Raw genomic sequence first — 1743 nt, forward strand, 5'->3', positions numbered from 1 at the left:
CCGGTGCGCTGGGCCAGGTGCTGGCAGAACTCCTGCGCGTCCCAGGCAGGTGCGGTGGCAACACCTGTGTGCGCTGGCCACCCTGCTGCTCACACGCCCCCGGCTGCCCCAGCCCGGCCGCAATGCCGGGCTGGGGCAGCCGTCAGCGGGCGCTCCCGTGGGTGAGGAACGGGGCGAGCCTCGGTCCGCTGCTGCCGCGACTGTAGATGATGTCGCTGATGCTGCTGTACCGGTGGCCGTCGATGTTCACGGGCTCGATGCGCCCGTTGCCGTTCTGCTGCCTGTAGACGATTTCTGACAGGTCGTCCCAGCTGTTCTCCAGGTCGGCTCCGAAACCGCCCAGGTTGTTGTGGAAGCCGCCGGCGTCGTCCGTTTCTCCGCCGGATCCGATAGAATTCGCGATCCGGTTTTCGATCCAGCCGAATCGGGCCGCTTCGGAGGTCGCGCCGATGATGGCGGCGAGTGCAGACCTGGCATTGTTCCAGTTCTGATCGGTGAGCCTCTGGATGGTCTGGATGGCGGTCCAGAATGATGGCCCCGAGAATGCCTGACTGCCGCGGGTCCCGGCATTGGCGAGATCCTGATAATGCGAGGAGTAGGGCAAGTTGCGGAACAGGTGGACGGCGCCTGGGTACTGGTTTGCGAACCGTGTCGTCAGGTAGCCCGGCGCATCACTGAACCTGTAGTTCTGCCCCACGATGGTGAAACCATCGAGGTAGAGGTTGTCGAGGCGCAGGTAGAGAGAGATGCGATGATTGTTGACCGGATCTCCGTTGTCGACAATCATGACCTCGATGTAGCGCTGAGTCTGCTCCGTGGTTCGCATCAGGCCGGTGCCGATGTCATAACCAGAGAGCACCCGTAGCTGGTTCACCATGGCCCGGTAATTACGCTCTGCCTCCCTGTTGCTTCCGTTACCCAGCCCCGTGATATTCCACGTGATCGGCGACCAGTAATTGCTGGTGGCGGCATGCGCGAGCGGGATGGACCTCACTTGAGTCATGCCGAGCACAGCCACGAGTGAAAGCAGTAACACCATCAGGCGCTTCACGTAACCGCCGGCGGGGAGCCTTGCGCTCATGTACGAATCTCCGTTCTCACGGTCTGCTGTTCCTGACGCACCACCTTCGCAATCCCCGCTGACGCTTCGCCAACGTTTCGCTGACGACGATCCTTTCGCGGTGGTCCGCCGGTTCATCCAGCGGACCGTCTCGGCTGGTTGGGCGGGTCGTGGACCAGCAGCGGGTGCCGGCTACTCCCGGGCAGGCGCTTGCCCCTCGCCCTGCCGGTGGAGCGGTGTGCCCTGTGCCGTTCGGAAACCCATCGCTGCAGCTCACGCCGCATATCTGTATTCGTTGATCAAGCCGCCTAACACTCGAGTACACGGGAGTCGCTGACCGGTTGCAGTCGTGGTGGGCCTTGGGTGTTCCTGGCCGAGCGCAGGAAGCTGCCCTCGCGCCTGGTGTGGGCGATGACCGTGGTCGTGCCGGGCGTAGGCATCGAGGACTTGCCGGGCATGGGGGCGTTCCAGATCAGCAGGTGGTCAAGGACCTCACGCCGCAGGGTGCCGATGACCTGTTCACCGTGCGCGTCCATTCCAGGAGCCCGCGGCGCGGTTCTCATGACCTCGATGCCCTCGGCCGCGACGACCGCGTCGAAGGACTCGGTGTACTTCCCATCCCGGTCACGGAGCAAGACACGCAACGACGCAGCCCGCGCACCGCGTTCGACGGCGAGGTTCCT

General features: G+C 64.1%; 1 protein-coding gene and 1 pseudogene. Both read right to left on the reverse strand.

Features of this window, described 5'->3' with window-relative positions; genetic code table 11:
- Window positions 1-142 precede the first annotated feature (142 nt).
- The gene (locus tag N4G66_RS45065) at window positions 143-1081 is read right to left on the reverse strand and encodes a ribosome-inactivating family protein (protein WP_261710136.1); all 939 of its coding nucleotides are present in this window, start codon (window positions 1079-1081) and stop codon (window positions 143-145) included.
- Between the two features lie 287 nt (window positions 1082-1368).
- Window positions 1369-1743 (reverse strand): annotated as a pseudogene (locus tag N4G66_RS45070) (hypothetical protein); the annotation flags it as partial.

Source organism: Streptomyces rhizosphaerihabitans (genome assembly GCF_025399795.1).
Lineage (GTDB): Bacteria > Actinomycetota > Actinomycetes > Streptomycetales > Streptomycetaceae > Streptomyces > Streptomyces rhizosphaerihabitans.